This window comes from Caballeronia sp. M23-90 (assembly GCF_053574605.1).
In genome coordinates, this window is record NZ_JBSIPA010000638.1 from 1 (window position 1) to 2,896 (window position 2,896).

Below are 2,896 nucleotides of genomic sequence, written 5' to 3' on the forward strand. Positions count from 1 at the left end.
GCGGCTTTGACGAACTACTTTCAACTCTGAGTCTTTGCCAGTCATAGGTGTCCACCTCCAAATTGGTGGACACCTATGCTCCTCGCTCAGAGCGTCAGTTGGTAGACGTCGAAAATGGATCGCTTACCAATTACTTGCGTTTGCCATCTTCTACTTCGCGTGCGAATGCGAGTGCGATGCGCTGGCATCATCCGATGGAGCACCTATATCCTTACCAGATGGCGATTGCTGCATGGACTCCATTCCCTGCATGTTTTTCATCCCCTCCATTTCCTCATCCGGGGGCGCCTTCGCAACGATCTCCTTATATTGCTGTGGGCTCAATGTGGGTAGTTTGTTCAAAAACGCTACCATGCTCCAAATCGTGTCGTCGTCGTGCGTCTTACCCCATGCAGGCATGGCGCTCATTTTCAATCCGTGTTTAACAATCCAGAACGCATTGCGGGGGTCGACTTGAACCTTGGAGAGTTCTGGCGGTTGGGGGTAGAGCCCGGGCGCAAGTTCGGAATCTTTGACTCCCGGCGCAAGGTGGCATGTGACGCACATTGCGGCGTATTGACCGGCTCCTTTCAAAATAAGTTGCGGGGCCTCAAGATTTGGCGGAGAAATGTTTTTTGCATGGCTTTCGACTGACCGATTGCGCAACGTTTGCATGACCTTGTAGGTAAGTGGCCAATGCGGGTCGTCGGCGCCCATATTGTAACTACCAGAAAGCACAAACGTTGCGCTACCGATCACTGCGACCGCGGCAATAGTTGAGACCGGAACGATCCAATGCTTCATACGCTCACCGAAAAAGAATCTTAAGAAACATCTTCTATTGACGCGAACGCCCAGCCTATCCCGAGGGCGGCATAGCGAGGATCCAGGCAGACTCGTCGCGACTTGATCAAACAATGCCAAGGATGTGTGCTGTCGCTAAGACGCCTGTCGGCACCGCAACGGCGTATCGCACTCGCACAGCTAAGCGAAGCGTCACAGCGCACTGGAATCACAACTGAAGCCTTAGTGCCGAACGCTATAAAGCTCGCGATTTCGTTCGATGGTTCGCTGACTCGGCGGATAGTCGGTCTTGTTTGACGGAACAATGCCATCGCGCTGCGCTTGGATTAGTTCTGAATACACTTCAGCGCGCGTTTTACCACCCGGGTTGCTGGCGTGGGTGCCGTCGGACATGCCACCGTAGGAATTTGAGAGCACCGGAACATCGTTCAGTCGGTAGGCATGCTCTGCGAACACAGGCGTCGTAACGGCGATACCCAAGATAGCAATAAAAGCGCTCAGGAATTTCATTTAAACCTCCAAGTTGTGATGCGTTGATGGATAGTCTAGATGGCCCATCCTGACGAGAGCATGGCCTCAACATGAAAATTGAGTAACGTTTGAAAGCTACATCTTCGGATGCACACTGCATAGGGGAAACCGTTGCTTTTCCTTAAAATAATCGTTGAGCAAAAGCGCATGGGTGACCGAAACATTGCGAAAATGTAATGCCAGTGCAATGAAGATGTTGTCGCTTTTTGATAGTCTTCAACATGTCCGAAATTGCGGCAATGGAACGAGGCTTTCGCCTAAGCCATTAGCTTAGGAATACAAATTAGTTGGTTTATCTCATGCGGTTTTGTTGTTGTGAAAAAGAAACATTGAATTAGGTTGAATTTTTAAAAAGTTGGTTCGGTCGATGTCCCGCTGACAGAATTGCGTCGCACATCCACGCAACCGGAGAACCACATGAAACGTTTTGTATTTGTTGGCCTGTCTTTAAGCGCCATACTTAGCGCATCGCAGGCGCGTGCTCAGAGTTCGGTGACCCTATATGGTTTGTTGGATGAGGGAATCAATTACACGAATAACGCAGGCGGCCATTCGATCTGGGAAATGCAGAGTGGCTTCGCTCAAGGCAGCCGCTGGGGCCTTAAGGGAGTTGAGGATCTGGGAGGCGGTATGAGAGCCATTTTCCAGCTGGAGAACGGTTTTGATGTCAGTACGGGTCGATACGGGCAGGGCGGCCGTCAGTTCGGCCGACAGGCATATATTGGCGTTCAAAGCACGCTCTTTGGCACGGTAACGCTTGGCCGGCAATACGACTCCGTCGTCGATTTCGTTGCGCCTCTCACCGCGAACGGAAATTGGGCGGGATATCTATTTAGCCATCCGTTCGACAATGACAACACCGACAATTCCTTCAGACTTAACAACTCGGTCAAGTACACCAGTAGCAACTATGCTGGTTTGACTTTCGGCGGCCTCTATGGATTTAGCAACCAGACGAATTTCTCTGATAACCGGTCTTACAGCGTGGGTGCGCAGTATGCGATCGGCCCATTAACAGTCGCCGCGTCGTACATGCAAATCAACAATCCCGGAGTTAACGTAGCGGGTTCCCTAGCCAATGACACGACGTTCACTGCAGCGCGGCAACGTGTTTGGGGAGGCGGTGTTAACTACACACTTTTTACCTCGACGACTGTAGGGTTCGTCTACACTCACACCGACCTCAACGCGCCTACTGCGATCAGCGGATATCTAAGCGCGCCTTTCGCAAACGCCCCCAGCACGCTGAAATTTGATACCTATGAAGTGAACGTGAAGCATCAGTTTACCTCGAGTTTTTATGTAGGCGCTATGTGTAGCTTTACCCAAGGCAAGTTCAATTCGGCAGCGGGGGAGGCGAAACCAAAATGGAATCAATTCGGGCTGATGGCCGACTATGACCTGTCCCCACGCACCGATGTTTATGTACAGGGGCTATACCAAAAAGTGTCGGGTAGCCCTGCGTGCCAATATGAGATGCGACACCTGCCTTGGACCAATTAGAGTACAAAGACAGGATGCAATTCATGGCCAATCCGATGAAATCTGTAGTGAAGCCCGTACCGCAGCCCGCTGGGCTGGA

3 protein-coding genes are annotated in these 2,896 nt (G+C 51.3%); 1 reads left to right on the forward strand and 2 read right to left on the reverse strand.

Annotated elements, in window-relative coordinates:
- Nucleotides 1-150: 150 nt before the first annotated feature.
- On the reverse strand, nt 151-783 hold the full coding sequence (locus ACRXB1_RS33940; RefSeq protein ID WP_449494525.1) for a c-type cytochrome: 633 nt from the start codon (nt 781-783) through the stop codon (nt 151-153).
- A gap of 222 nt (nt 784-1,005) precedes the next feature.
- Nucleotides 1,006-1,293: a DUF4148 domain-containing protein gene (locus tag ACRXB1_RS33945; RefSeq protein ID WP_449494526.1), complete on the reverse strand. Its 288-nt coding sequence runs from the start codon at nt 1,291-1,293 to the stop codon at nt 1,006-1,008.
- A 438-nt stretch (nt 1,294-1,731) separates the two neighbouring features.
- Between ACRXB1_RS33945 and ACRXB1_RS33950 the strand changes: the two genes are divergently transcribed.
- Nucleotides 1,732-2,817 carry a porin gene (locus ACRXB1_RS33950; protein ID WP_449494527.1) on the forward strand — a complete coding sequence of 362 codons (1,086 nt, stop codon included), beginning with the start codon at nt 1,732-1,734 and terminating at the stop codon, nt 2,815-2,817.
- The last annotated feature ends 79 nt before the right edge of the window (nt 2,818-2,896 follow it).